Annotated in this window: 25 protein-coding genes and 3 pseudogenes; 20 read left to right on the top strand and 8 right to left on the bottom strand. The window is 45.4% G+C overall.

Features of this window, described 5'->3' with window-relative positions:
• Positions 1-56 precede the first annotated feature (56 nt).
• The 7 genes from ACTOY7_RS11325 (at position 57) to ACTOY7_RS11355 (ending at position 8,118) form a co-directional block, all read left to right on the top strand.
• Positions 57-2,462 carry a glycoside hydrolase family 31 protein gene (locus ACTOY7_RS11325; RefSeq protein WP_482671112.1) on the top strand — a complete coding sequence of 802 codons (2,406 nt, stop codon included), beginning with the start codon at positions 57-59 and terminating at the stop codon, positions 2,460-2,462.
• A 77-nt stretch (positions 2,463-2,539) separates the two neighbouring features.
• Positions 2,540-4,897, top strand: coding sequence for a glycoside hydrolase family 95 protein (locus ACTOY7_RS11330; protein ID WP_482671113.1), 2,358 nt, complete (start codon positions 2,540-2,542; stop codon positions 4,895-4,897).
• Between the two features lie 73 nt (positions 4,898-4,970).
• Positions 4,971-5,654 carry a dihydrofolate reductase family protein gene (locus ACTOY7_RS11335; protein ID WP_482671114.1) on the top strand — a complete coding sequence of 228 codons (684 nt, stop codon included), beginning with the start codon at positions 4,971-4,973 and terminating at the stop codon, positions 5,652-5,654.
• A gap of 399 nt (positions 5,655-6,053) precedes the next feature.
• Positions 6,054-6,623 (top strand): GrpB family protein, encoded by a 570-nt coding sequence (locus ACTOY7_RS11340; RefSeq protein WP_482671115.1) that lies wholly within the window; start codon positions 6,054-6,056, stop codon positions 6,621-6,623.
• A gap of 66 nt (positions 6,624-6,689) precedes the next feature.
• A complete protein-coding gene (locus ACTOY7_RS11345; protein WP_160284673.1) occupies positions 6,690-6,872 on the top strand; it encodes a DUF6019 family protein in 183 nt (60 codons plus the stop codon).
• A gap of 421 nt (positions 6,873-7,293) precedes the next feature.
• The gene (locus tag ACTOY7_RS11350; protein WP_482671116.1) at positions 7,294-7,626 is read left to right on the top strand and encodes a DUF554 family protein; all 333 of its coding nucleotides are present in this window, start codon (positions 7,294-7,296) and stop codon (positions 7,624-7,626) included.
• Positions 7,627-7,647: 21 nt separating this feature from the next.
• Complete coding sequence (locus tag ACTOY7_RS11355) at positions 7,648-8,118, top strand: GNAT family N-acetyltransferase (protein WP_482671117.1); 471 nt, start codon at positions 7,648-7,650, stop codon at positions 8,116-8,118.
• 249 nt (positions 8,119-8,367) lie between these two features.
• Here ACTOY7_RS11355 and ACTOY7_RS11360 read toward each other — a convergent pair whose 3' ends face one another.
• Positions 8,368-9,210, bottom strand: coding sequence for a hypothetical protein (locus ACTOY7_RS11360; RefSeq protein WP_482671118.1), 843 nt, complete (start codon positions 9,208-9,210; stop codon positions 8,368-8,370).
• Between the two features lie 965 nt (positions 9,211-10,175).
• Between ACTOY7_RS11360 and ACTOY7_RS11365 the strand changes: the two genes are divergently transcribed.
• The 11 genes and pseudogenes from ACTOY7_RS11365 to ACTOY7_RS11415 all read left to right on the top strand — a co-directional run.
• Positions 10,176-10,703: a dihydrofolate reductase family protein gene (locus ACTOY7_RS11365; RefSeq protein WP_482671119.1), complete on the top strand. Its 528-nt coding sequence runs from the start codon at positions 10,176-10,178 to the stop codon at positions 10,701-10,703.
• Between the two features lie 80 nt (positions 10,704-10,783).
• On the top strand, positions 10,784-11,161 hold the full coding sequence (locus tag ACTOY7_RS11370; protein ID WP_482671120.1) for a DUF3795 domain-containing protein: 378 nt from the start codon (positions 10,784-10,786) through the stop codon (positions 11,159-11,161).
• 78 nt (positions 11,162-11,239) lie between these two features.
• Positions 11,240-12,172: a virulence RhuM family protein/type II toxin-antitoxin system death-on-curing family toxin gene (locus tag ACTOY7_RS11375; RefSeq protein WP_482672185.1), complete on the top strand. Its 933-nt coding sequence runs from the start codon at positions 11,240-11,242 to the stop codon at positions 12,170-12,172.
• 132 nt (positions 12,173-12,304) lie between these two features.
• Positions 12,305-12,451, top strand: a pseudogene (locus ACTOY7_RS11380) (pyridoxamine 5'-phosphate oxidase family protein); the annotation flags it as partial.
• Positions 12,452-12,540: 89 nt separating this feature from the next.
• Complete coding sequence (locus ACTOY7_RS11385; RefSeq protein ID WP_482671175.1) at positions 12,541-13,611, top strand: alpha/beta hydrolase; 1,071 nt, start codon at positions 12,541-12,543, stop codon at positions 13,609-13,611.
• Between the two features lie 97 nt (positions 13,612-13,708).
• Positions 13,709-14,407 (top strand): ornithine carbamoyltransferase, encoded by a 699-nt coding sequence (locus tag ACTOY7_RS11390; protein WP_482671191.1) that lies wholly within the window; start codon positions 13,709-13,711, stop codon positions 14,405-14,407.
• 23 nt (positions 14,408-14,430) lie between these two features.
• Positions 14,431-14,826, top strand: coding sequence for a cupin domain-containing protein (locus tag ACTOY7_RS11395; protein ID WP_482671176.1), 396 nt, complete (start codon positions 14,431-14,433; stop codon positions 14,824-14,826).
• Between the two features lie 9 nt (positions 14,827-14,835).
• A pseudogene (locus ACTOY7_RS11400) lies at positions 14,836-15,393 on the top strand (KilA-N domain-containing protein); the annotation flags it as partial.
• Positions 15,394-15,421: 28 nt separating this feature from the next.
• Positions 15,422-16,198 carry an SAM-dependent methyltransferase gene (locus ACTOY7_RS11405; RefSeq protein ID WP_482671177.1) on the top strand — a complete coding sequence of 259 codons (777 nt, stop codon included), beginning with the start codon at positions 15,422-15,424 and terminating at the stop codon, positions 16,196-16,198.
• Between the two features lie 36 nt (positions 16,199-16,234).
• Positions 16,235-16,501 (top strand): NAD(P)H-dependent oxidoreductase, encoded by a 267-nt coding sequence (locus tag ACTOY7_RS11410; protein ID WP_334306099.1) that lies wholly within the window; start codon positions 16,235-16,237, stop codon positions 16,499-16,501.
• Positions 16,474-16,984, top strand: a pseudogene (locus ACTOY7_RS11415) (4Fe-4S binding protein); the annotation flags it as partial. The gene ACTOY7_RS11410 and the pseudogene ACTOY7_RS11415, both read left to right, overlap by 28 nt.
• Positions 16,985-17,056: 72 nt before the next feature.
• Here ACTOY7_RS11415 and ACTOY7_RS11420 read toward each other — a convergent pair.
• The gene (locus ACTOY7_RS11420) at positions 17,057-17,881 is read right to left on the bottom strand and encodes a M15 family metallopeptidase (protein WP_482671192.1); all 825 of its coding nucleotides are present in this window, start codon (positions 17,879-17,881) and stop codon (positions 17,057-17,059) included.
• Positions 17,882-18,270: 389 nt separating this feature from the next.
• On the opposite strand from ACTOY7_RS11420, the gene ACTOY7_RS11425 reads away from it, so the two are divergent.
• On the top strand, positions 18,271-18,447 hold the full coding sequence (locus tag ACTOY7_RS11425; RefSeq protein WP_160280876.1) for a hypothetical protein: 177 nt from the start codon (positions 18,271-18,273) through the stop codon (positions 18,445-18,447).
• Positions 18,448-18,642: 195 nt separating this feature from the next.
• On the opposite strand, the gene ACTOY7_RS11430 is transcribed toward ACTOY7_RS11425, so the two are convergent.
• The 6 genes from ACTOY7_RS11430 to ACTOY7_RS11455 form a co-directional block, all read right to left on the bottom strand.
• Entirely contained in the window at positions 18,643-19,722 is a 1,080-nt protein-coding gene (locus ACTOY7_RS11430) for a sensor histidine kinase (RefSeq protein ID WP_482671193.1), read from the bottom strand.
• Between the two features lie 37 nt (positions 19,723-19,759).
• Positions 19,760-20,458: a VanR-ABDEGLN family response regulator transcription factor gene (gene vanR, locus ACTOY7_RS11435; protein ID WP_160280877.1), complete on the bottom strand. Its 699-nt coding sequence runs from the start codon at positions 20,456-20,458 to the stop codon at positions 19,760-19,762.
• Between the two features lie 73 nt (positions 20,459-20,531).
• Complete coding sequence (locus tag ACTOY7_RS11440; RefSeq protein WP_160280878.1) at positions 20,532-21,299, bottom strand: GntR family transcriptional regulator; 768 nt, start codon at positions 21,297-21,299, stop codon at positions 20,532-20,534.
• A 190-nt stretch (positions 21,300-21,489) separates the two neighbouring features.
• Positions 21,490-21,657 (bottom strand): hypothetical protein, encoded by a 168-nt coding sequence (locus ACTOY7_RS11445; RefSeq protein ID WP_160280879.1) that lies wholly within the window; start codon positions 21,655-21,657, stop codon positions 21,490-21,492.
• 10 nt (positions 21,658-21,667) lie between these two features.
• A complete protein-coding gene (locus ACTOY7_RS11450) occupies positions 21,668-22,936 on the bottom strand; it encodes a cytosine permease (protein ID WP_482671178.1) in 1,269 nt (422 codons plus the stop codon).
• A gap of 129 nt (positions 22,937-23,065) precedes the next feature.
• On the bottom strand, positions 23,066-23,548 hold the full coding sequence (locus ACTOY7_RS11455) for a nucleoside deaminase (RefSeq protein WP_160280881.1): 483 nt from the start codon (positions 23,546-23,548) through the stop codon (positions 23,066-23,068).
• A gap of 535 nt (positions 23,549-24,083) precedes the next feature.
• On the opposite strand from ACTOY7_RS11455, the gene ACTOY7_RS11460 reads away from it, so the two are divergent.
• Positions 24,084-24,668: a sce7726 family protein gene (locus ACTOY7_RS11460; protein WP_160280882.1), complete on the top strand. Its 585-nt coding sequence runs from the start codon at positions 24,084-24,086 to the stop codon at positions 24,666-24,668.
• The last annotated feature ends 56 nt before the right edge of the window (positions 24,669-24,724 follow it).

Consider the following 24,724-nt stretch of genomic DNA (forward strand, 5'->3'; position numbering starts at 1 on the left):
TTAAAAAAGAAATGGGAATGAAACAGGCGGGATTAAGAACAGGAAGGAATGACATTATGAAATGTATACAGACAGAGCATTATGCGGAATTAACACGGGAAATGTTTTTCCTGCGTTTGATTCCGGTGGAGGAAGAGGTGTTCCGGTGCGTGTTCAGCCAGGAACCGATTGCGGACACAGAATCGGTATTCATTGACCGGAGGGCGTTTGCCACGGTGCCATATTCTATGGAAGAAACCGAACATAGCTTTCAGATTCGGACAAGCCGTGTGCAGGCGGAAGTCCTGAAGGCGGACGGGCGGATCATCTGGACCCGGCTGGCGGACAGCCGGACAGGTGAGGCGGGGGGCGCTCATGTGATTCTGGAAGAGGGCGGAAGGGAGCTGGAAAAAATTGACGTCATGCGTTATACTACAGGAGACGAGGCGCCTATCATCAACCGGGTAAAAACCGTGGACGGAGAGCGCAATTTTATCCAGAACCTGAAACAGGTGGCGGACCACCAGGCTTACAAAGGGCGGCTGCATTTTCGGTGGAAGCCGGAGGAAGGGATCTACGGCCTGGGGCAGGCAGAGGAAGGGGTCTACAATTACAGGGGACATGACCAATACCTGTACCAGCACAATATGCGGATTCCCATGCCGGTTCTCTTGTCGGATCAGGGCTACGGGATGCTGTTCAATTGCGGCAGCCTGATGACCTTCCACGACGGCCCAGACGATTCCTACCTGTTTTTCGATACCATTTCCCAGATGGATTATTACTTTATCGCAAAACAGACACCCGACGGGATCATCGGCACGATCCGGTCCCTCACCGGGCGCGCGGCCATGCTGCCGAAATGGGCGTTCGGCTATATCCAGTCCAAGGAGCAGTATTATACGGCAAAGGAGCTGGCCGACGTGGTGAGAAAATACCGGGAGCTAGGGGTGCCGCTGGACTGCGTGGTGCAGGACTGGAACACCTGGGATCCGGGTAACTGGGGCGAAAAGCTGGTGGACAAGTCGCGGTACGGGGATCTGAAGGAGCGCATGGAGGAGATTCATGGCATGCTCGCCCATTCCATGGTGTCTGTGTGGCCCAACATGAATACAGGGGGGAAGAACCACACGGAATTTTTCGGGGCGGGACATCTGCTCAATGACTATGCCACTTACGACGCATTCTCCGAGGAGGCCCGGGAAATGTACTGGCAGCAGGCGAAAAAAGAGCTGTTCGACGGAGGCTTTGACTCCTGGTGGTGCGATTCCACGGAGCCCTTCAGCGGCCCGGACTGGGGCGGCGCCATGAAGCGGGAGCCATGGGAGCGCTACAGGCTGGTAGGAAATGAGCATAAAAAATATTTGCCCTCCGAGCAGGCCAACTTGTTTGCGCTGATGCACGCAAAGGGGATCTATGAAAACCAGAGGAAGGAGACGGGGGACATCCGTGTGCTGAACCTGACCCGCTCCGGGTATGCGTCAGGGCAGAAATACGGCGCGGTGCTCTGGTCCGGCGATACCTATGCGTCCTGGGAAACGCTGAAAAAGCAGATTACGGAGGGCTTGAACATGGGCCTGTCCGGCTACCCCTATTGGACGTTGGATATCGGCGGATTTTTCACGGTGGGAAGCAAATGGCAGAACCGGGGCTGCGGCTGCAATACAGACCCTTCGCCGAAATGGTTCTGGAAGGGAGACTATAACGAGGGCGTGTCGGACTACGGCTACCGGGAGCTGTATGTCAGATGGCTGGAGATGGGCACATTTCTCCCTATGTTCCGTTCCCACGGCACCGATACGCCCCGGGAGATCTGGAACTTCGGAAAAAAGGGCGAGCCGTTTTATGACGCCATTGAGAAATACATCCGCCTGCGGTACGATCTGATGCCGTATATCTATTCCCTGGCCGGGGACGTGTGCCTGAACCATGGGACGATGATGCGCAGTCTCCTGTTCGATTATGCGGCGGATCCCCAGGCGCGGAACATGGATCAGGAATTTATGTTCGGGAAGAGCCTGCTCATCTGCCCGGTGACGGAGCCCATGTATTATGGGAAGGAGAACCAGAAGCTGGAAGCGGAGAAGGTGTGGACCTGCTACTTGCCTGCGGGAGACGACTGGTATCATTACTGGAGGGATTGGAAATATGAGGGCGGTCAGTTTGTGACTGTGGACGCGCCGCTGGATGAGATGCCGGTATTTGTGAAAGCGGGCTCGATCATCCCGATGAAAAAGGGACTAACCTATGCGGATGAAAAAAATGAAAATCCGCTGGAGATCCATGTATATCCGGGGAAGGACGGGGCGTTTACACTGTACGAGGATGAAGGGAATAACTACCATTACGAGGACGGAAGGTATGCGCTGACAGAATTTACATGGGACGAAGCAAAGCGGAAGCTGACAATCGACGATACGGCGGGCGGATTTGACGGGATGGAGAATGGATGGAGAAAGAATGTGAAATTACGCATCCATTGAGTCAGGAACGCGCGATGCATGGCATCCGGTCAATACCGTGATGGGGCGGGTTCATAATAATGGAGGAGACACAAAAAATGTACAAAATATTCTATGCGGATCATGCGAAGGAATGGCTGCAGGCGCTGCCTCTCGGTAATGGCCGTCTGGGAGCGATGGTATACGGCGAGCCATCTACGGGCAGGATCCAGATGAACGAGGAAAGTGTGGTCTACGGCGGTCCGATCGACCGGATCAATCCGGATGCGTCGAAGCATTTTCCGGAAATCCGACGCCTGATAAAGGAAGGAAAAATCGAGGAGGCCGAAGAGCTGAGTGTATACGCCTTGTCCGGAACACCACAGAGCCAGAGGCCGTTCCAGACACTGGGGGAATTTTCCTACAAGATTCAAAACAGCGGCGGTGAGATTTCCGGGTATCGGCGTGAGCTGGACCTGGAAAATGGAATCGTCACGGTCCGTTATCAGCAGAATGGGATCACCTATATAATGAAGGCTTTCATTTCCCTGGAAGCGGATACTCTGGCGGTGGAATTCTCGGCGGACAGGCCGGGAAGCCTTTCCATGTCGGGTCTGCTGACGAGAGGGAGATACTATAACTGCGCGGGAAGCGCGGGAGAGGACACGATCTATATCGACGGGGATCTGGGAAAAGGCGGGAGCGAGTTCTGCATACAGGCGAAGGCCTGCGTACAGGGCGGAAGTGTTCAGACGATCGGGGAGCATCTGGTGATCAGAAATGCCGACCGGGCGGTGATCTATGTGAACGGCGTTACCACCTATCCGCTGCGGGAGAAGAAGATTACCGACTGCTATGCATATCTGCGGGAGCAAATGGCGGGGCTGACGTTTGAAGGCTTCGAGGAGGTACGGGAGGCACATATCCGCAGGCATTCGAAAATGTTTGGCAGGTCGGTGCTTGTGCTGGGAGCCGGGGCAGCGGAGAACAAAGCGCATCCGCAGATGACCGCGGATCTGGAGCGGCTTCCCACGGATGAGCGTCTGCGTCGGATTGCCGAGGGTGGTACGGATCATGGAATGGCGGCGCTTTACTATGCATACGGCCGCTACCTGCTGATGTCCTGCAGCCAGCCGGGAGGGCTTCCGGCCAATCTGCAGGGGATCTGGTGCGAAAAGCTGGAGCCCATCTGGGATTCCAAATACACCATCAATATCAACACCCAGATGAATTACTGGCCCGCGGAGATCTGCAACCTTTCCGAGTGCCATATGCCTTTGTTCGGGCATCTGGAGCGGATGCTGGAAAATGGAAAGCGCACGGCCCGGGAAATGTACGGCTGCCGCGGATTTGTGGCCCACCACAATACCGACGTGTGGGCGGATACGGCTCCCCAGGATCTGGCCATTCCGGCGACCTATTGGGTGATGGGCGGCGCATGGCTGGCGACCCACATCTGGAAGCATTTCCGGTATACGATGGATCAGGATTTCCTGGAACGGATGTACCCGATTTTGTTTGAATGCGTACAGTTTTTCGGGGATTTCCTGATGGAGGATGAGGGGGAGCTGGTGATCTGCCCGTCCGTTTCTCCGGAAAATACATATATCATGAAAAATGGAAAGACCGGGCGGCTCTGCATGAGCTCCACCATGGACACGGCAATCCTGCGGGATATTCTGATCCAGTTTTTGGAGAGCGAGCGGATCCTTGGAAAGCAGTCCGACCTGGGAGAGCAGGCAGTCCGGATTTTGGAAAAGCTGCCCGGCTTTGATGTCGGCAGGCACGGTCAGCTGATGGAATGGCGGGAAGACTATGACGAATGGGAGATCGGCCATCGGCATTTTTCCCATCTCTATCCCATTTTTCCGTCCAATCAGATCAATGAATATGAAAATGCGGAGCTGCTGGAGGCTGGAAAAAAGGCACTGGAGCGGCGCATGCAGCACGGAGGAGGACATACGGGATGGAGCTGCGCGTGGCTCATCAACCTGTACGCGCGGTTCGGCGACGGGGACAGCGCGGTCCGGTATATCCATGACCTGTTAGGAAAGCTGACCGCCCCCAACCTGTTCGACATGCACCCGCCGCTGGACCGGATTCCGGGCATTCCCTGGGTATTCCAGATTGACGGCAACCTGGGCGGCGCCTGCGGGATCGCGCAGATGCTGCTGCAGAGCCATCTGGACGAGATCCGCCTTCTCCCGGCTCTGCCCTCATCCTGGAAAGAGGGGCGTGTGACGGGACTTTGCGCGGAAGGCGGATTTGAAACGGATATCTGCTGGCAGGACGGGAGGCTGAAGGAAGCGGTTCTCTATGCGAAGAAGGGCGGAAGGGCTGTAGTCCGCTGCGGGGAGAAGCTTGCGGTGTCCACGGCCGGGAAGGAAGTTCCGGTTTCTGTGGATGAAAAGGGGCGTTATGTGTGGGAGACGCAGGTAGGGGAAGCTTACCGGATGGAAGCGGTTTCCATTGGATAGCGATACTCTTTGTTCTGGAAATATGCCTGGTGCTGTGTTACAATCAGATAGATAAATCGATTGGAGGTATAAAATGAACAGACCTGTTACAACATTATTTATGCTGATGTCTGTTGACGGAAAAATCAGCACCGGTGCGTCAGACAGCTTAGACGTGGATAAGGATTTTCCTAAAATCACAGGAGTGAAGGAAGGATTACATCAATATTATGAAATCGAACAGACAACGGATCTGTGGTCGCTGAATTCCGGCAGAGTGCAGGCCAAGATCGGCGCAAACACAGAGGACATGCCCCCAAAAACGCCTGTGTCCTTTGTTTCGATTGATAATCAGCATCTAAAGGAACATGGCATACGTTATCTTTGTGCTTTATCAAAACAATTTGTGCTGGTTACATCGAATGAAAACCATCCGGCATTTGAAGTGGAAGAAGACAACCTTCATATCATATATCAAAAAGAACTGTCGCTGAAAGAGGTTCTTACAAAACTAAGATCAGAATTTGGATGTGAGAGGATCACGATACAAACCGGCGGTACATTAAACGGGCTGTTTCTTCGTGAAAAGCTGATGGATTACATTGATATCGTTGTCGCTCCTGTTTTAATCGGCGGAAAAGATACTTCTACCTTAATTGACGGACAATCCTTGTTGTCAGAAAGCGAATTATCAAAATTGGGTGTGCTGAAATTACAGGAATGCGTGGTTTTGGAAAACTCATATCTTCGATTGCGGTATGAGGTGATTCATGGATAAGCTTTCTGTTGTGTTCAGGAGATTTTCCTGCTTACCATTCAGAAAACCTCCTGCTTATCTGGATAAAAGCACGAATTTTCTGAAAGGGAAGGGAATAGAGTCCCTTGCATTGATATGTTGCAGATATACCGGAATCCGATGTTCCAGTATCATTGAACTTTAGAAAATACGCTTTTTCTCATTTTAGCATACAGACATTGGGCAGCGCAAGAAAAAATTCAGTGCATTTTCGTAGAAAAAAGCCTGGCATCATGATACAATCGAATAGACAAATTGGGATTTACCGAGCAGATACAGGAGCGTAATCATGAAAAACTATACACAGATTTATGTAAAAAGTGCAAGATGCAGATCGATTGGATGCAATAGGAGAGATAGGAATTGTGGAGGATAGTGTAAATGGGAAAAGAACTATCGGAAATGCCTTTGGAAGAATTATGGGAACTGTTTCCCGTGTTCCTTGTCCCACATAATGATAAATGGAATATATTTTATGATGAAATGGAATCTTTCCTGAAAATCACATTGTCACAGTGCCAGGTTGAGAGAATTAGTCATATTGGGAGTACTGCAATATCTGGAATATGGGCAAAAGATATTGTTGATGTACTGATTGAAGTATCAAAGGATTCCGATATTGAGAACACTGCAAAAGTAATTGAAAAGAACGGGTTTATTCGGATGTCAAAAGAAGCGGGCAGAATATCGTTTAATCGTGGATATACGAAAGACGGATTTGCTGATAAAGTTTTTCATGTACACCTCCGCTATACTGGAGATAATGATGAATTGTATTTTAGAGATTATTTGAATGAGCATACACAAATAGCCAAGGAATACGAAAAGATGAAATTGAAATTGTGGAAGATGTTTGGACATAATCGGGATGCTTATACTGACGCAAAGACAGAGTTTGTTAAGAAATGGACATCTGAAGCAAAAAATGTTTACACAGGAAGGTATCAATAACTTCCTGTTTGGCGGGAAGATATAGGAAACAGAAAATCGGGATTTATGAAATTGGAGGAATAAATTATGTGGGAAGAATTAGGAATCAGTGGCGGAACTGCAATCATTATTTTGATTGCATTGTATTTTATTGTGAAGTGGGCAGTAAAAAACGGTGTAAAAGAAGCGTATAAGGATATTACTGGAAAGAAAACAGCTGAGGATACTGAAATTGAAACGGCACTCGGACTTGACGATGAAGATAAGTAAATTCCAGTTTGTCGGGAAGTTGCAGGAAGTGTAAAAACGGGATTTGTAACGAGGAGAAATCAAATGAAAAGAGAACAAAAATCATTGCGGAGAAGCGGGACGGATATATGTGAATTTCTAAAAGAATTTTATGATGAATGGACATGATGCTGATGCAATTTCGCATTTTGACAAGGAGGTTTCATGAGTAGGGACAAAGTTGTATTATTTGAGACAAATGATAAAAAGATAACCTTATCTGTACAAATAGAATGGGAAGCATATCAATAATGCACTAAAAGAAGAAGTGGATTATTGAACTGTCGCAAAATTTGCGACAGTTCAAAGGGAGGGCAGATGAAATGGAAATGATGGTTACAGTAATTTTAAATTGTTTATAATAATTTTGGTATACTCGAATCGAGTTCGAAGGGAAAAGAAGATGATAGGACTTGGAGCAATTATCAATAGTGTCAGCATAGTGACAGGCGGAGTGATTGGCCGCTTTGCCGGAAAATTATTCAGGCCGGAACAGCAGGAATCATTAAGTAAAGCCTGTGGGATCAGCGTCCTTTTTATAGCCATTGCCGGAGCAATGGAGGGAATGCTGGAAATAAATGGCCAGGAGATCAGCAGCGGAAAATCCATGCTGGTTGTGCTTTGCCTTGCTTTGGGAACAATGATCGGTGAATTAATTGGCACTGAAAAAGGCTTCGAACATTTTGGAGAATGGCTGAAGAGGAAAACTGGAAACGGAAGTGACACAAGTTTTTAGGATTTGGAGGAAAGAATTACTATGGATGTCAGACTGGTGAGAATAGGCATTGAAGATGCAGAAAAATTGTGGAATATGCAAGTAATAGCTTTTAAAGAATTATATGACAAATATCAAGATACAGAAACCAGTCCTGCAACAGAGCCTATGGACAATATAATTATGAGATTAAACCAGCCATTTACTTATTACTATTTTATCATCACAAATGGCATAGCAGCAGGTGCTATCAGAGTTGTTGATAAACATGAATATGGTGTAACTAAGCGAATATCCCCTGTTTTTGTAATGCCGGAATACAGAAATAGAGGATTGGCGCAAAAGGCAATAAAATTAGCAGAAGAAAAACATGGATGTTCCGATTGGGAATTGGATACAATATTGGAGGAAAAAGGCAACTGCTATTTATATGAGAAAATGGGATACTGTCAAACAGGAGAGTTTAAAACGATAAACGAAAAAATGACATTGGTATTATATAAAAAGAATTGATGCAACTTCCAAAAGGAACGGCAATATCTGTCCTTAGTGAAGATGCAAACATTGAAGCAAACTTTGTTTGTTCAGAAAAACATGGAACATTTTTTAGAGAACATATTGGAAATAGTTTTTCATTTAATGTAGCTTAACTTCTGATATTTTGTTTTCGGACGATAGAATAAAGTTTTTATTTAAGTCTGATATTAAGGAATATCCGGAGCAACAGACTTCAAAACTTCCTGTTGTTCCAGATTCTTGTATTTAACCGACTACCAGTTCGCAGATCTCTTCGAATGTTTTTCCAGGATTCTGCATGATCACATTGTAGATTGGAAGAACTTCCTCCGATTCAGTCTCCATCTCTTCTGCGATGTCTGACAGAGACTTGTTCTTTGCGCATTTTTTCCAGATCAGAGAGACGCGTTCTGTGAGCCTTGCCGCCTCTGCTCTTCTTTCTGATTCCTCAACAGGTACTACAACTCCTTTTTCTACGGCCTCTCCTACAGCCTTCTCCGTTTCTTCTTTCAGCCTTCGGTCGAATTTTTTCTGCACAAATTCCATAAAAGTATCCTCTATGCTCATACCATTTACCTCCTTAAACACCTTCTCATTTGCATGTATGATTGCCTCCAGAGCCGACTTGTATAATTCATTCTCCTGGTTCTTCTGATAATCCTCTATCAGTTTTCTGGCATTATCCGAACCTTTCAGGTTATTGGTCAGACTTTTCAGCCAGAGATTTTCCTTTTCGGACAGCTCCTTCGTCACCAGAATCTGTATGGAAAATACATCGCCCTTTACATTGTAGATACCATCTTCCGCCTTTTCGACCTCATACTTCCGAATCGTCCGCAGATGCCGGATCAGCTTTCGGGGATATCGTTCCGAGACAAACGTGATCGTCACTTCCTTTGCGGAAATACTGTCTGCACGCGTTACATCTGCTTTGTTCTTGATGATCAGCACATCAATCTGCATCGGCTTTTTACTCAGGTGATGTTCATTTTCATATGTCAGCTTGTCTGCCTCGTCTTTCAGCTCAATCTGAATGTCCGCATAAAATGCAGGGTGCCAATAGATCACTCTTTTTTTCTTCAATTCCATAGAAAACCTCCTTATTCTGTTGTGTCCAGGAGATTTTCCTGCTTACCATTCAGAAAACCTCCTGCTTATCTGGATAAAAGCACGAATTTTTTGAAAGGGAAGGGAATAGAGTCCCTTGCATTGATATGTTGCAGATATACCGGAATCCGATGCTCCAGTATCGTTGAACTTTAGAAAATAAGCTTTTTCTTATTTTAGCACACGGACATTGGGCAGCGCAAGAAAAAATTCAGTGCATTTTCGTAGAAAAAAGCCTGGCATCATGATACAATCGAATAGACAAATCATTGTTTGTGGAAGGAAATGATGGAAATGGATTATGGCATCAAATACAGGGGCTAAGTTATATTCAAATTTAGGATTTATTCATAATGGAAATTTCATGCAATATAAACTTTAGTGACAACATCAGATTTTTTCAAACACAATACCTCTCCCAACCAAAGGTTGAGTTTGGTGATTCTACTTACAGTTCGTGTATAAGAACTGATAAGAATTGTAAAGTGTAACATGAAGGAGGCATATTTTGATGAATCAAATTGATACAGGAAAGGTCAGAACTTTGCAATATTTTAGGTGTTACGGTCAATGAACTATTGAGTGGGGAGAGGATAGAAATGAATAATTACGAAAAAAAAGTCAATGAAAATCTCATTGAATTGAAAAGGAAATATGAGAATAACATGAACAAGAATGCCATAATATCAACAATATACACAAGCGCTATGATAACTGGTATTATGGTATGCTGCATATGCGACATTGCTATTTCGGGAACATTGACATGGTCGCTTATCGTGCTTAGTTCTATATTGGTTACATGGATAGCAACTTTTCCGGTTATATTATCGACTTAAGGCTTTTGCTTTTATCATTGGAGATTATGCCCGAAGAAAAGGTTATGTAAGATAAGATGTTTTTTGAATCACTTCCAAATTCCAATTTATGAGTCGAAAGGAAAATCTATGAAAAAAATCAGTTTGTTTATTGCGATGAGCCTTGACGGATATATTGGAGATAGTAAAGGCCGCGTTGATTGGCTGGCCGGGCAGGGTAATGATGATAACATTGACGCATATTCTGAATTTGTGAAAGATATTGATACTGTGATAATGGGGTGGAATACTTATCATCAAATTGTTACTGAACTTTCACCAAACGAGTGGGTATATAGCGATTTTGCAACCTATGTTGTAACACACAACCCAAAAACGTCTTCTGAGAAAATTCATTTTACCAATGAAAGCCCCGTTGAGTTGATAAAAAAACTACGAGAAGAAAACGGAAAAGGGATTTGGATATGCGGTGGCGCAAACCTTATCCAGCAGTTCGTTAAGGAAGATATGATTGATTGTTATTATATTACGGTTATTCCAACGATTTTAGGTTCAGGCATTCGGCTTTTTGAAAAGACTGACCATGAAATTAAGTTGAGGCTGCTCAAAACACAATCGTATAATGGTATGACGGATTTAATCTATATAAAAAGATAAATTCCCATTTTTTGGGTGGCTGAACGGAATATATCGTTTGGCAGCCTCTCAAAAGATAAGAATCTAAAGGAGAAATTCAAATGAAAAGAGAACTTGGGATTGCAAGATGTGGTCTGGCCTGCTGTTTATGTTCTGAAAACATTACATGTAATGGCTGCAGCTCTGATGAGTGCATTGATAAAGAATGGTGTGAAAATCGAAAGTGCTCGATTGAGAAAGAAATATCAAACTGTTTTTTATGTGAAAATGACTGCCATAAAGGAATCTTGTCGAAAATGAAACCATACGGATTTACAGAATTCGCGAAAAGATATGGGATTGAAGAACTGCTGGATTGTCTTGAAAGAAACGAAAAAAATGGAGTGATCTACCATCGCGAAGGGGTAATAGGAGATTACGACAATTTTGACGATTTAGAAAAATTGATCGAGTTTATAAAAAGCGGTATATTGGCATAGCTAAGAGTCTTAAATATTACAGAAAAAATTGCCTGGTATGAACATGGATGAAACTGAGTATAGGAATAAGGAGGGGTTATGAGTAGGGACAAAGTTGTATTATTTGAGACGAATGATAAAAAGATAACCTTATCTGTACAGATAGAAAATGAGACAGTGTGGCTAAATCGTAACCAAATGTCGGATTTGTTTGAAAGAGACGTTAAGACAATTGGTAAGCATATCAATAATGCACTTAAAGAAGAAGTGGATTATTCAACTGTCGCAAAATTTGCGACAGTTCAACGGGAGGGCAATAGAGATGTAGAAAGGGATGTTGAATATTATAATTTAGATATGATTATATCTGTTGGATATCGTGTTAAATCGAAACGGGGTGTAGAATTTCGCAAATGGGCGAATTCGGTTTTAAAGCAATACATTTTGCAGGGATATGCTGTAAATAATAGTCGTATCAATCAGCTTGGCGAGGTGATACGGATTATGAAACGTACAGAAAATGAATTGGATAGCAGACAAGTACTAACCGTCATAGAAAAATATAGTGAAGCATTAGAATTGCTGGATTCTTACGACCATCAAAATATGACCCGCCCAACCGGGAATATTGCGATATACGAACTTACTTATGAAGAATGTCAGGAAGTAATTAAAAATATGCGATTTGGAGATGAATCTGATCTTTTTGGAAAAGAAAAGGACGATTCTTTTAGAGGAAGTATAGGTAATATCTATCAGTCGTTCGATGGTCAGGATATATATCCTACATTGGAAGAAAAGGCGGCTCATTTACTTTATTTTATCACAAAGAACCATAGTTTTTTTGACGGAAATAAAAGAATAGCAGCAACAATATTTCTGTATTTTTTAGACAAAAATAAGAGACTTTTTGCTGACGGGAGAAAACTTATAGATGATCATACTCTTGTAGCACTCACAATAATGATTGCGGAATCAAGACCAGATGAAATGGAAATGATGGTTACAGTAATTCTAAATTGTTTAAAATAATTTTGATATATTCGAATCAGGTTCAAGGAAATGAATCATAAGTATTAATAATAGATTAGTTTTGAAAGATAAATTCCAGTTGTGCGGAAGTTGTAGGAAGCGTAAAATCAGAAGCTGTAAAGGAGATCCCCCATGAAAAACATAAGTTCAGAAGCTGAAAAAATAATGGTTGAACGTTTTGGAAAAGATACTGTCATTGCATTAGCAACCGTTGAGGACGGAGTCCCATATGTAAGAAGTGTAAATGCATACTATGAAAATGGAGCATTTTATATCATTGGAATTTATAAGAACACTCCCGTGCGGTAATGCAGATTGCAATGAATTGATTGCTGTGTTGAAGCTATAAGGCAGAAGAGGTGACCAATATGAAAACAAAATCCAAGAGAAAAATTCTCATTATTGTATTATCTGTCGTAATTGTGCTGCTCATTGTCGGAGATTGGGCATTATCTGTGATAATATACAATGAGAATTTTAACCAGCGTTTTGAAAGTGATGAGGCATTTATACGGCGTGTTGATGATTTTAACGGATTGCAGTGCACGAAATATGAGTTTGTTTCCAATAAAGGACAGAAATTGACGGGATATCTGTATACCACGGAGGAAAGACCGCATGGAATCGTCGTAATGGCTCACGGATTTGGCGACGGAGGGCACAACTCTTATATGGACTGTGCGAACTATTTTGCGCATCATGGATACAGCGTTTTTGCTTATGATGCTACGGGAAATGATGAAAGCGAAGGAGAAGGAGTCGGAGGGCTTCCGCAGGGAGTCATAGATCTTGACTATGCAATCACATTTGTGGAAGAAAGCGGGAATTTTCCGGATCTGCCAATCGTTTTATTTGGGCATAGCTGGGGCGGCTACAGTGTTTGTAGTGTACTTACATATCATCCTGAAGTAAAAGCAGTTATTGCGTGTTCCGGTTTTAACTCTTCATCGGATATGTTTGAAGCAGAGGGGAAAAAACAGGCGGGGAACGGTATCTATCTTATACTGCCGTTTGTGAAGCTCCACGAGAGGATGAAATACGGCGGCTATGCCTTAAATACTGCGCTGGACGGATTCTCAGAGAGCGATGCCGCCGTTATGATCCTGCATAGCTTTGATGATGAAGTTGTTCCGGCCGAATACGGCTACGACATTTATTATGAAAAGTATAAAGATGATTCCCGGTTCCGTTTCATTCATTTCGAGGATAAGGGACATAATTATTTCAATGATGACACTTATAGGGATGAATTTAATGCGGAATTTGACAAATGGCTTGAAACGCTTGATTACGATTATAATGCCTCCGAAAACAAGGAACGGTTTTCGAAGGATAGAGCTGACTATATACATAAAAACCTTGACAGGGAAAAAAGGTTTAATTCATTGGATTTAGAGCTGTTCGGGGATTTTGTTGATTTTTATGATGAAAAGATATAAGGGGGTTGTATATGACCCACAAGATTTTGAAAGAAATCATGTTTTATATCATTTCCCAATTAACGGGAATTAGCTGAAAATAGGTAAATTCTGCTCAATTGCTTGTGGGGAAAAGTATCTTCCCCACAACCTTCAGCTTGGCGGGCAGCCAATATTATTTCCATCGGAAACCCTGGATAAAAAAGAAAAACTGGAAGATGTCTGCGGATATATGAATTTCTGGGCAGATGCTATCATTGTAAGGCACAGAAATATGGATGTGATCAGGGCGCTTGCGCGATACTCTGCTGTTCCGATCATCAATGCAATGACAGACAGGAATCATCCTTGTGAGATTATCTCAGATATGTATTCATTATCTAAAATCAGAGAAGAATTTATAAAGGACAAATATCTTTTCTGCGGTGAATCCGGCAACATTGGTCTTTCATGGAAGGAGGCGGCGGGCGTTTTAGGATTTGAATTTTCGCAATGCTGCCCACAGGGATACGAGATGGAAGGGGTACAGGTATATAGAGATATAAAAGAAGCGGTTAAAGGCAAAGACGTTATATGCACAGATTCATTTCCGGCAGACAAACTCGGGGATTTTAAGAATTATCAGATCACAAAAGAAATTATGGATATGGCAAATGAAAATGCTGTTTTAAACCCTTGTCCGCCATTCTATCGCGGCGAGGAAGTATCCGAAGATGTGATCGATTCTGATTATTTTGCCGGCTATCAGTTTAAGAGATTTTTGTTAGAGGTACAGCAGGCTATTGTGATTTATTGCATGCTTGATGAACGAAAGTAGGATTGAAACGAGGTATATCAGATATGGCAGATCTTGAAGTGATCCATGAAAAGGATTCTATTCATGTGATCAAGGAGAAGGGCACGGAAGTCAATTATTATATTTTTGATGAGGCGGAAATCCATTTAAACAGGATTATGCCGCATACGGTCCAGGAGTGGCATTTCCATGAAAAAATTGACGAAAATATTTTGATCACTAAAGGAAAATTACTGTGCAAATATGTAGACTGCAATGGAATTGAAAAATCCTGCTATGCGGTCAAAAATGATATTGTAAGAGTTCATCACAGTGTCCATACGTTTAAAAATGATACGGATGAAATAACGGAATTTGTCGTATTCAGATTTGTGCCGGACGGTACAGATAAGAGAGAAATGATAAAGACGGATAAAAAAGTTGTGAAGCATGCTCATTGAAATATCAAGTCTTTGACTGATATGGTAAGAAAAATGCAAAATGGACCAGCTTTAATAGAAAAATGGCTGCGTAATAAAAATACGATAGAATTCCTTGGCATTTGGGAAGAAATGTATAATGCAGATTTCAATATTACTGCGTATGAAGAAATTATGTTGGAGGCAGGCTTGAATCGTTTTATTATGTCGGTTAAGCAGTGGGTATCACGAACGAACTCTAAGGGCATTATAGCGAAAGCCGGCAGATATGGAGGCACATATGCCTACAAAGATATTGCTTTTGAATTTGCGAGCTGGTTGTCTCCGCAATTTAAACTATATTTGATAAAAGAATTTGAAAAGTTAAAGAAAGAGGAACAAGCACTGCTGGGATGGACTGCCAAGAGGGAACTGGCAAAAATAAATTACCGTATACATACAGATGCAATTAAGTCTAATCTTATTCCACCGGAACTTACGTCGCAACAGACAAATGAACTGATATGCATTTCCAATATGGAGAACATTAATGCGGTACTGATTGAAGATGGTTTAAGTCAACAGGAACGTCTGATAAAACTTAAATAGGCATGATCACTGAAAAGGGGCAGGGCATATGAAAACGGATGACTATAAGGAATATATTTCGGCAGAAACTATGATGGGGCCAAACAGCGTAAGGATATTGGAAGAGCTGTTCCATAAATATCCGCTGCGGCTTCATCCGGATGATGTGGTCCTCGACCTGGGATGCGGGACGGGACTGACAAGTCTTATCATTGCGAAAGAGACCGGAGCGAGAGTTTTCGCAGATGATCTATGGGTAAGCGCGGAAGAAAATGGGAAGCGTTTTGCTGAATGGGGTGTTGGAGAGCAGATCACGCCTGTTTGTGAAGACGCGAATGATCTTCATTTTGAAAAAAAGCAGTTCCGTGCTCTGATCAGTATCGACTCCTATCATTATTTTGCGGGGAGCAAGGGATTTTTTCGGGAAAAGCTTTTGCCGTTTTTGAAAGAGAATGGAGTGGTTTTGATCGGGATTCCCGGTCTGAAAGATGAATATACAGGCAGAGCCGAAGAGCTTCTTGTCAATTGGCTTGGAGATGAGAGTTATATGTTTAAAAGCCCAAAGCAATGGAAAGAACTCATCGGCAGAAGCGACCGGATCGAGTCGGTGAAAACCTGGGAAATGGACTGCTTTCGCCAGGCATGGGGCGATTGGCTTGCGGCAGATAATAAATTCGCCCTCGGCGACAGGCAGCACTTTGAAACCATCATTAAACCATATACTTGTTTTGTGGGCATTTATATCGGGCTGAAAAAGGCAAAACGGGCCTGCTGTTATTGGAGAGGTGAAAAACAATGTGCGATATCAGGCTGTTCCGAAGCGTAAAAGCAGATTACGATACGGCAGTGATGATCTGGAAAAATCCATGTTCAGCATGATGATGTTGATAAAATAATGGAAAACTACGAGTGGGAAGACATCATCATATCTGTATCGCCTTCTTATTGGGCAGACATTCTCGGACAGTTTAAAGCTTTTATTGACAGATGTACACCCTGGTGCAATACCCATGAGCCGCATGCAGCTTTAAGCGCTGGAAAGAAAGGCTATGTAGTGGCATTAAGAACCGGAACAAGCATGAGAGAATGTCAGCGCATTTTTATGCCCGCAGAGCCGCACAGCTTTTAGTCGGACTTTATATACTGGTTTATTTGGGATTCATCTGCGGCGAAAATATGCAGATTGAGGGATTTTGGTATTATCTTTTTACGGGAGTGTTTGAAGCCGCAACCATCCATTATGCAGTCGCAAAAATTTTCGGGCCGCTGCTTTTCGGCAGGGGCTGGTGCGGATATGCCTGCTGGACTGCAATGGTGCTTGATTTTCTCCCGTACAGGGTCCCGGTGGCTCCAAGAAAACAGATCGGATGGATACGGTATATTACATTTGCGGGTTCTCTTATATTTGTTTCTGCATTTTTGAAGCCTGTGAGTTATTTTTCACTGCTCCGGATTCAATGTGATAAAAGCAAATGTGTATCTTGCGGCAAATGCAAAAAAAGTGTGTCCAATGGATGTTGATGCTACGGATAATTCCCGTAAACGAAAGAACGGCACGGAATGTATACTTTGCTTTGAGTGTGTGAAGAATTGTCCAAAGGGCGCACTGTAAATTGAGACTGAGTGAAAAATGGGGCATCTCTTGTTCGCTCTCAAAAGGTGCCCCATCTTGCGCTCACTTTTTCTAAAAAAGATATTCTTCCAGACAGATTCCCCGCTCATACATCTCGGTGGCCGCCTCCACCCCGACATACCGATAATGCCAGACCTCCTCGGCCACCCCGGTGATGTCTGTTTTATTTCCGGGATATCGGAAAATAAATCCGTATTTATAGCTGTTTTCCTGCAGCCACAAATAAACATCCCAGGTTGCTCCGTTAATATCTACCGCAAATCCAAGCTGATGCTCGCTGTAACCCGGCAGGGCGACCCACTGCTCTGCCAGCTCTGCAGCTTCGCTCTCGGAATACCCTTCCTTTTTGAATTCGCAGATTTTTTCATCGTAAAGCTTCTGCTGCGTCTTTGCCGTGCGGTAGCCGGACACGACAAGCGGCAGTTCCCCCAGGTTCCCCTCCCTTGCGGCTTCCAGCATCTGCATCAGCGGTTCGTAAATGCGTTTGTCAACCGATTCGCCGCCCGGCGCCTGGACCAAATCCGGCTCATAATTGTCTGGAATGGGATTCTGCTGATTGACTAAAGTAAGCTGCCATGGGACATCTGTATCAGAAGCCTGCGATTCTCCTCCCTGTACTGCGGAAGCCTGCGCTGGTTTTTCTGCTGTCCCTTGCTCTCCGTGTATATCTGCGGCAGGCGCATTATCCCCAAAAGAAATGGCCGGAATCTGAAAGGCTCCTTCTTTTTTCAGGCTTTCTTTCCAGGAAAATCCCAAAACCATGATAGCACATAGACACAGAAAAAGCGGGACGGTCAGACGGCTTACAAAACGCTTGCGCCTGCGGCCCCGGTAAACATTATTTGGGAAATTATTTCTAATATATTTTTCTCTCATCATAAAAACTCCTTTCCGTATGTGCGCATGCGGCACAGAAATAAAATAATGCCTCTGTCAGTACCTATTATACGGAACAAAGGAGTTGAGAACTTTAATATGAAATTGTTTAATTCCTAAGAAAATCCTAACCCGGATAAACCGGTATATCAACATCTAAATGCCCCTGACTTTAGACGCTGGTTGGTTTCCTAAATATGTTATCTTTTCTTAAATCGGTAGTTGGTTCGGATATTACAGAGGCAGAATACCGTTATGCGGATGATACGCCTTATTACATCCGTGATGGGTATACGCCGCAATTGCTGAACTAATATTTGGGGAAGAATCGGCCGATATACCTTATAAGCAGATATTAAGATGACCTACAGATTAAGGGAGGGCAAGTTATGAAAATTTATTCGGCAAACAATAATCTTACGAAAGTAATCTCTTCTAACCCGGTATTTTCAGCTCAAAAGCAAAAGAAAGGCATCACCCTTCCGACAAAAAACGGACAGATCAGACAAGATAATGGCGGACTATTCCCGGCTGCAGGGCGGGTATTTAATCGACGCCGTATTTAGAATGATTGATCTTTATGGCGCGGAAGATGTATATGATGAATGCTCTTAAGGACAGGAAAGACGATTTCCCGAATTTATATGAAATTTACTTTGCAGAATAAATTCCCGACAGCCCATCGCTGCCCCGCAGGAATAAACATATTCCACCTGTACGGTTGGATGATCTAAAGATCATCCAACCTGCGCATCCATACGTCAAGCTGTCCTGGGCAGGCAGACCGTGATCGTGACCGAATGTCCGCCGCTTTCCGCGTGTATGGAACCGCCGTGCAGGAGGATGATCTCCTTTGCGATCGCCAGCCCCAGGCCCGTGCCGCCGGTGTCGGAGACGCGGGCCTTGTCCAGCCGGTAAAATTTATCAAAGAGCAGGGAGAGCTTTTCCGCGGGAATGTGGTCCCCCTGGTTTTGGAAGGAAACGCGGACCTGTTCGGCCGTTTCTTCGGCTGAGATTGTGATTTCGGTTTTCGGGTCGCTGTATGCCGCCGCATTTCTTAAAATATTGCCAAATACTCTGACCAGCTTATCTGGGTCGGCGCGGACAGTCAGATTTTCATCCATATTTAACACAACGGAATTGCCGTGGGGAGCGAAGACCGGGGAAAGCTCGTCGGACAGCTGGACAAGCAGATAGTACAGATCGACGGGTTCCTTTGCCAGTTGGATCTGCCTGGAATTGTAGCGGGTGATCTCAAAAAATTCATTGATCATTTCTTCCAGCCGATAGGCCTTGTCCAGTGTGATATGCACATTCTTCGCGCGTTCGGCGGCAGACATATCCGGATCTTCGTCCAGAAGATTCAGATACCCGATCACGGAGGTCAGGGGAGTGCGGATGTCATGGGCAAGATACATTACCAACTCGTCTTTCCGCTGTTCCGCAAGCGCGGTTTCCTGCTTCTGCCGCGTCAGTGTCTGCTTGACTGCGTTCAGCTTTTTTTCAAAGGGAAGCATTTCCGCCGATAAATGGATTTGTGCCGTATCTTCTGCCAGCAGGGCGTCGATCCCCTGATTGACTTCTTTAAAATATCGGGTGATCCACCGGAATAAGCGCCAGAGCAGCACAACAAATAGAAAAATGATCGCCGCCGCGAAAAAGATTTCCTTGTAGCCTCTAAAATAATTGTGATAGATATAGAAAGCCTGCTCATATTCGAGCGTTGTAAATGTCACCAATAGAGTGATGACCAGGTTTCCGCCCCGCTGTTTCCAGAGGAACAGATACAGCAGGATCACGGCCGCAACGGAAAGAAGCGCGTTTACGCAGAAACGTTCCATGAGTTTTGACTGAAATTCAGAATATTCTCCTCTGTTGTTAGCCTTCAATTTTATACCCCACCCCCCATATCGTTTTGATATATTTTGGTTTACTCAAGGTGTCGTTCATTTTTTCGCGCAGATGGCGGATATGCACGGTGATCGTATTGTTGGATTTGCTGTAATACTCGTCCTTCCAGATCTGATGAAACAGTTCTTCCGCGCTGATCACGCGCCCTTTGTTTTCCAGGAGGATGCGTAAAATGGAAAATTCGGTCGGGGTCAGTGTGAGCGGCTTTTCATTTAAAAAGCATTCGTAGGTGTCAGGTTTCATCACCAGGCCGGAGTGAGTGAGCAGATCCTGTTCGTCCTCCGAATGGGCCGGGTTGTACTTTTTGTACCGGCGCAGCTGGGACTTCACCCTTGCGATCAATTCCAGGGGACGGAAAGGCTTTGTGATGTAATCGTCCGCTCCGAGCGTCAGCCCCTTGACCTGGTCCATCTCACCGTCCTTGGCGGTCAGCATGATGACCGGATAGGTGTACTTTGCCCGGATTTTTTGGCACAATGTAAATCCGTCGATCTCCGGAAGCATGATATCCAGGATCGCAAGATCCAGCTCAGTGGTATTGATGCACTCGAGGGCTTCCTTCGCGGAGTAAAATTTAAAGACCGTGTAGTCTTCGCTGTTCAGATACACTTCAATTAAATCAGCGATTTCGGCCTCGTCGTCAACAATCAGTATTTTGTCAGACATGGGAAAACCTTCCTTTCTGTGTTTTTTCAGCGCAATTCAGCATGGTTTAACTTTTACGGCACGGATCTGATTATCAATAAGTAATATTCTTCGCGCGGATGATATTATATTTGATGATTGAGGTATTGATATATTCATTAGCATACAGGATCGGGCTGTCGCTGGTATCGTAGTTGATGCCCTTCAAGTACAGCAGCGGCATGTCCGGCAGTTCCCGGAGCTCCGCGTACCCGGACAGACCTTCCATCGCGGAGGACATGATCGTATCGATCTCCACCTTGTCCCATTCGCATTTTTTTCCGGATACATGATAAATGTATTTGAATACGGAATCCTCGTACCTGCTGAACTCCCGGAAAGACGCCTCGTCCCCCACCTGGGAGGCGCTGAAATAATCCCGGCAGAATACGCAGAACTGCCCGTCCGCCAGAAATATTTTCTCGGCGATCACAAGCTCCTCGTCTTCTTTCATATGAAGGAGCCCGCAGATCGCTTCATCCCGGGGGATTTTTTTGATGTCTCCCAGCTTGACCGACGGCTCATAACCGCTGTTCCGGATCATCTGCGAAAATTCCATGCAGGGGTTAAAGTGAACCTTGATGTTCAGGGAATCTACGTTGACAAAGGTGCCTCGCCCCTGCCTGCGGAAAATGAGCCCTTCCGCTGCCAGGTCGTTGAGCGCCTGGCGGATCGTAATGCGGCTGACGCCGATGATCTCGGCAAGACGTTCCTCTCTGGGAAGCTTGTTGTCTTTCTGCAGATCCATGGTGCCGATATATTTCTGAATCTCAAACCTGGCCCGGTCGGACAGGGAAAACGCGTTTAGCTTATAGTTGGACATACAGATCTCCTTTTCATAATGTACATTTGACTCCAAGCATAAAGGATAAGCGGGAATCTGTCAATATAAGTGTGGACCTGTGTGTACAAAAACGCGCACCCGGATGAGTGCGCGTTTTTGTATTCTACAGCGTTATTATTTATAATGCCTTGCGTTTTGCCGCAATGCATCCGGCCGATAAAGCTGTGATTTACGGCTGCCATGAAGAAAACGCATATGTCATGACAAACAGGCTGACGATCAGCAATACATTTCCTGCCATGATCAGCGCGGGCACGGAACAGAGACAGGCCATAAAGGAACCGATTCCCATGATGATCGTTCCGATCAGAGCTGCCAGTTTATATTTTCCCATCATAATCTCCTTCCTACTGTGCGACTTGTTTCTTCGTTACTTTCATCAGGATCGGATAGAGCGCGCCGCCGATGATCAGGCCTTTGAGCGCAGGCAGTCCGAACGGGATCAGGTAGACTCCGGCAAGCGCGATCGCCCAGGTCAGCCATGAAACCGCGTTAAACCGCGCAAATTTTACACTGCCCAGATCCTTGTACTCTCCCTTGTGGATGATGAAGTAATCTGCAAGGATGATGCCTGGAAGCGGAGGTACGATGGTTCCCAGCAGGTCCAGGAAGGAAAACAGAAATCCGACCTGGTAGGGCCTGCACAGTGTAGCAAGCGCGGAGATGGCAAGCAGTACCACAATAATCTTCTGACGGTCCATGTGAAATGCATTGGATAGGTTCAGGGATGTGGAATACAGGTTCGACGCATTTGTGGTAAAAATGTTGGTTGTCATCAGGATCAGGCACGGAACCAGAAGACCCATGGACAGCAGCACATTTGTCAGGTCGCTGTCGCCTACCGCAACGGAGGTGATGGTCCCGCAGAGGATCATGAAAATATTTCCGCCAAGCAGTCCGGTCAGGGTCGCCGCGATGGCTTCCTTTGTGGATTTCGCGTAGCGCATGATGTCCGCGATGCAGGTGGAGGTGGACAGGATCCAGGTTCCGATCACGACGGTGATCCCGCTGGATAACGTAATGTGCCCCTCCGGTGTATAATTCCAAAGCCCGTCCAGACCGATCATGCCTACGGCACGGATGGAGGTGGCCATCGACAGGAAGATGATCGCGGGGATCGCGATGTATCCCAGGATGCTGATGGCTTTGATCCCCTTCATTGCAAAGATTCCCATCACTACTGCGCTGACTGCCATGCAGATCAGCTCCGCAATGTCTCCGAAGCCGAATGCCTGCGCGATAAAATGTCCGTAGGTAGCGGCCTGAATGGTGTACCAGCCGATATTTACGATGGGCACAAACATAGACGCGATTCGGGAGCCCTTTTCTCCGAAGCTGTAGCGTGTCATCAGCGCAAAGGTCAGTCCGGTCTTGCTGGCGATGATGCTGACCAGGATCGCGATAGCGCTCAGGAAGACATTTCCCAGGAGGACCGCAACCAGGATCATTTTAAAATCCAGCCCGGCGGAAAGCCCGCCCCCTGCCATCATGCTGGTGATGACAAATACGAAGCCGGTCCAGACGATGGTCAGGCTGAAATAACTTTTCCGTTCACTCTCCGGTACGGCGGAGAGCGAAAATTCGGTATCTTGTTGTTGTGCTTGATTTTTTTCCATTTGTATCTCCTTATTTTATACCTTGTAAAACGGCCGGATGGCCATAATGGGATGCCCTTGGGTATACCTTGTAAAACAGCCGAATGGCATACGCGGAACTCTCCGGGGAGAGTTTCGCGCGGCGGACGGCTATTGATTCCAGTATCCCTCGTGTACTTCTGCGGCCAGCGGAGCGATCTCCGGGAAAGGTCCGACCACCTGGATGTCCTTCTGTCCCTTTGCAAAGACCTCTCTGCAGGGAAGGTCGAAGGTGGGATTCTGCTCATCGGAGCCGGTCAGGGAAAGCAGCTCTCGCTCGGTCATGGCATAGACGACCCGTCCGATATTGCCCCAGTAAATGGCCCCGGAGCACATGGCGCAGGGCTCTGCGGTGGAGTACAGCGTGCAGTTCCATAAGAAATCCTTTTCATACAGAACGGAGGCACGTTCGACCAGCTGCGTTTCCGCGTGGCCGGTACATTTTTTTGTGGAGATCTCCACATTCTCCTGCTCCAGCAGGATATTGCCCTCCGCGTCTACCAGGATCGCCCCGAAGGGGGTATTGCCTGCTTCCCGGGAGCGTTTTGAGATTTCGATGCAGCGTTTCAGATAGTATTCGTGTTCTTTGTACATGATGTTCCTCATTCCTTTCTTTTGACCTGTATCTTCCATATGTGTGAAAAAAGTAATATGTAATAGGTATTACCTTAAGAAAATTGTAGCATAAAAATAAATTATTGTAAATGCATCAATATAGACAATAAAAATGTAAAAAAAACAGCACATTGCACAAAGGGAGTGAGATGAATGTTGTCAGCATCCATCCTCCTCGTCCTTCGTTACTGCTCACACCCTGACCGGGCGCTCACAGTAACCGTCCTTCTTTTTTGATCAGCAGCCGGCTGTCTCTGTACCTAGACAAAATATAAACTTTAATGTAAAATATAACGATGACAAAACTTTGATATATATATTTAATACTGTATCAAATCCCGACATTTTGTATTTTTATATCCTTTTCGAGGTATCGCTATGGAAGACAAATATCATAATTTAAAAGATATAAGCTATCTCATGATTGTACGAAGATAGAAATAAGAATAAAGAACGTCATTAGAGAACCGCGGAGCCGAGAAATTTTACCAGCGATTCAGGGACAGGTGAAAAGATGCTGTACGATAAAGACATCCGTGAGCCGCTTTTTGATTTTCTGGAAGCGTATTACGGTAAAATGAGGATTTTGGAGGAGAAGCAGATGGGAAGGTCACGGGCGGATATCGTGATGGTCCTTCCGTCTGCGCTTGTGGGGATCGAGATCAAGAGCGACGCGGACACCTATGCCAGGCTTACGCGGCAGGTGAAGGATTATGATCAGTATTTTGACTATAATTATGTGGCGGCGGGGGTAAGCCATGCCATGCATATTGAGGAGCATGTTCCAGAGTGGTGGGGGATCATCACCGTGGAGCAGGTGGACGGGGAGGCGGACTTTTATATCTTGCGCAGGCCGAAGGAGAATCCGAAGGTGAACCGGAAGAAGCAGCTGAGCCTTCTGTGGCGGCCGGAGCTGGCGCACATCCAGGAGCTGAACCGTCTGCCCGGATACCGGCAGCGGAGCAAGCAGTTTGTGACAGAGAAGATCCTGCTCGGCGTCCCGGAGGAGATCCTGCGCAGGCAGGTCAGCGAGGAGCTGTTCGAGCGGGATTATACACGGATCGCGGAGACCATTCTGGAGTATAAGAGAGGGCGGTAGGTGATCAGGATTTGTTTTGGAAGGTTTCTTCCAGGGCAGGAAGATCAGTGCGCATG

The organism is Schaedlerella sp. (assembly GCF_056796775.1).

Bases quoted from the DNA above. Each gene is read 5' to 3' on its own strand.
- ACTOY7_RS11460 (WP_160280882.1), top strand. From the start codon at position 24,084: ATGCTGTACGATAAAGACATCCGTGAGCCGCTTTTTGATTTTCTGGAA.
- ACTOY7_RS11450 (WP_482671178.1), bottom strand. From the start codon at position 22,936: ATGGAAAAAAATCAAGCACAACAACAAGATACCGAATTTTCGCTCTCC.
- ACTOY7_RS11365 (WP_482671119.1), top strand. From the start codon at position 10,176: ATGAAAAAAATCAGTTTGTTTATTGCGATGAGCCTTGACGGATATATT.
- ACTOY7_RS11330 (WP_482671113.1), top strand. From the start codon at position 2,540: ATGTACAAAATATTCTATGCGGATCATGCGAAGGAATGGCTGCAGGCG.
- ACTOY7_RS11350 (WP_482671116.1), top strand. From the start codon at position 7,294: ATGATAGGACTTGGAGCAATTATCAATAGTGTCAGCATAGTGACAGGC.
- ACTOY7_RS11345 (WP_160284673.1), top strand. From the start codon at position 6,690: ATGTGGGAAGAATTAGGAATCAGTGGCGGAACTGCAATCATTATTTTG.
- ACTOY7_RS11385 (WP_482671175.1), top strand. From the start codon at position 12,541: ATGAAAACAAAATCCAAGAGAAAAATTCTCATTATTGTATTATCTGTC.
- ACTOY7_RS11360 (WP_482671118.1), bottom strand. From the start codon at position 9,210: ATGGAATTGAAGAAAAAAAGAGTGATCTATTGGCACCCTGCATTTTAT.
- ACTOY7_RS11335 (WP_482671114.1), top strand. From the start codon at position 4,971: ATGAACAGACCTGTTACAACATTATTTATGCTGATGTCTGTTGACGGA.
- ACTOY7_RS11455 (WP_160280881.1), bottom strand. From the start codon at position 23,548: ATGTACAAAGAACACGAATACTATCTGAAACGCTGCATCGAAATCTCA.
- ACTOY7_RS11440 (WP_160280878.1), bottom strand. From the start codon at position 21,299: ATGTCCAACTATAAGCTAAACGCGTTTTCCCTGTCCGACCGGGCCAGG.
- ACTOY7_RS11375 (WP_482672185.1), top strand. From the start codon at position 11,240: ATGAGTAGGGACAAAGTTGTATTATTTGAGACGAATGATAAAAAGATA.
- ACTOY7_RS11430 (WP_482671193.1), bottom strand. From the start codon at position 19,722: ATGGAACGTTTCTGCGTAAACGCGCTTCTTTCCGTTGCGGCCGTGATC.
- ACTOY7_RS11325 (WP_482671112.1), top strand. From the start codon at position 57: ATGAAATGTATACAGACAGAGCATTATGCGGAATTAACACGGGAAATG.
- ACTOY7_RS11425 (WP_160280876.1), top strand. From the start codon at position 18,271: ATGAAAATTTATTCGGCAAACAATAATCTTACGAAAGTAATCTCTTCT.
- ACTOY7_RS11355 (WP_482671117.1), top strand. From the start codon at position 7,648: ATGGATGTCAGACTGGTGAGAATAGGCATTGAAGATGCAGAAAAATTG.
- ACTOY7_RS11405 (WP_482671177.1), top strand. From the start codon at position 15,422: ATGAAAACGGATGACTATAAGGAATATATTTCGGCAGAAACTATGATG.
- ACTOY7_RS11420 (WP_482671192.1), bottom strand. From the start codon at position 17,881: ATGAGAGAAAAATATATTAGAAATAATTTCCCAAATAATGTTTACCGG.
- ACTOY7_RS11370 (WP_482671120.1), top strand. From the start codon at position 10,784: ATGAAAAGAGAACTTGGGATTGCAAGATGTGGTCTGGCCTGCTGTTTA.
- ACTOY7_RS11340 (WP_482671115.1), top strand. From the start codon at position 6,054: ATGGGAAAAGAACTATCGGAAATGCCTTTGGAAGAATTATGGGAACTG.
- vanR (WP_160280877.1), bottom strand. From the start codon at position 20,458: ATGTCTGACAAAATACTGATTGTTGACGACGAGGCCGAAATCGCTGAT.
- ACTOY7_RS11395 (WP_482671176.1), top strand. From the start codon at position 14,431: ATGGCAGATCTTGAAGTGATCCATGAAAAGGATTCTATTCATGTGATC.
- ACTOY7_RS11445 (WP_160280879.1), bottom strand. From the start codon at position 21,657: ATGATGGGAAAATATAAACTGGCAGCTCTGATCGGAACGATCATCATG.